The organism is Spirosoma sp. 48-14, from assembly GCF_001898575.1.
Taxonomy (GTDB): Bacteria; Bacteroidota; Bacteroidia; order Cytophagales; family Spirosomataceae; genus Spirosoma.
Window position 1 is genome coordinate 1 of the sequence record NZ_MKUD01000046.1, and the last position, 1,353, is coordinate 1,353.

Genomic DNA, 1,353 nt, shown 5'->3' on the forward strand with positions numbered 1-1,353 from the left:
GTGCGGCCTGTCACACGCGACCCGGCACACGACCTTTTATAACTGTTTGCAACACCCAACGACCATGAGGGCTGATGGATGAGGAAGCGACTCAAGACAACACACGTAGCGTCAACCTTTACACCCTCATTTGGTTGGGCTGCAAACCCTGCCCTTGCGGCCTGCTTCCTGTCACCCGGAAGGTGACTTATGAGTTTTTGCTAAGGCTCCGCTGAACTTCAAGCACAAAATCAACAGATGTTCCATTGTATTCTGCAATCTCTTCTATCGTAAGCTTTCCGCCTTTGAGTGCTTTAGTTATCGCTTGGATTTCCTTCTGCTCTACAGCTTCCCGAATCTTCTGTTTTTCAGCCTTTACCGCTTCAGCATTGGCTGCTGTCACACGGGCAAAATACGCCCGCTCCTCTGTAGTCATCTTCCGCGTATCCAACTCGTCAATGGCCCGTTTCAGCCATTCTTCATTCCAGAAAGCCGGGTACTGCGTGGGTTCAGTTGTATGGAGCGTCTTCATGGTGTATACCAGTTTGTCTAAAACGGTCTCTATCTCAGTTACGAGCTTGTTAAATTTAGCCAATTCCACTGTGATAAACGTCATCTGAGTGTCAATGATTTCACCCGCTTCGCTCCTCAAGTTGGCAACCGTATGAAAATGAGCGGTTGGTAAAATGCTCTTCGCTAAAATAGCAATAGCGTAGATTTTGGGCAAATTGGCGTAATCAAACTCACCCCGCTCGACCACCGTATTGAATTTGTGTAGGGCGTAAAACTTCATACGCTGCACAAAATGAGGGGCTAGGCCCAACTGCATTTCGACGATGAACTGACTGCCGTTTTCATCGGTGCAGGCCAAATCAAAAATTCCGCTTCGACTGTCAATAGTTAGTGCCTCAAATACGTTTTTGTCGAACCTAACTTCTCGAATGGGCGTCTCGGATTTGATGAGTGCCTGTAAAGCGGTACGTAGAAATAAACTGTCGGCTTCGTTACCAAAAGTGGCTTTGAAACCGTAGTCCGAAATAATGGGAATGTAGATACCTGTTTCCATCCGGCAAAGGTACTCAATCAACGCACTTTCTACTGTTGTCAGCCCGGCCCTGTCGGAGCGCATACCCTGTCACACGTTACGTTGCCAACTCACCTTTCGTCAGCTTGCCCAACCAGGGCGATTCTCGTGTCAAACGAAACCTGACCAACGAACCAAAGTGTTCACCTCTGGGACGTGCTGTCTGTCGCCAAGACGCTGGCAAACAGGCATTTGATAGACCCGCACCCAACGCCAACAGGGGTTGATGGTGAGCGAGTCACTTCACTGAACGAAACCAACTTCCAACCTTTACACCCCTGTTTGGTTGG

General features: G+C 48.8%; 1 protein-coding gene. It reads right to left on the reverse strand.

From position 1 onward, the window contains the following. Window positions 1–187: 187 nt before the first annotated feature. Entirely contained in the window at window positions 188–1,045 is an 858-nt protein-coding gene (locus tag BGO59_RS24150) for an Rpn family recombination-promoting nuclease/putative transposase (protein ID WP_293687560.1), read from the reverse strand. Between the last annotated feature and the right edge of the window lie 308 nt (window positions 1,046–1,353).

What these genes read in the sequence shown, in the direction of transcription:
- BGO59_RS24150 (WP_293687560.1), bottom strand. Translation starts at nt 1,045, where the DNA reads ATGGAAACAGGTATCTACATTCCCATTATTTCGGACTACGGTTTCAAA.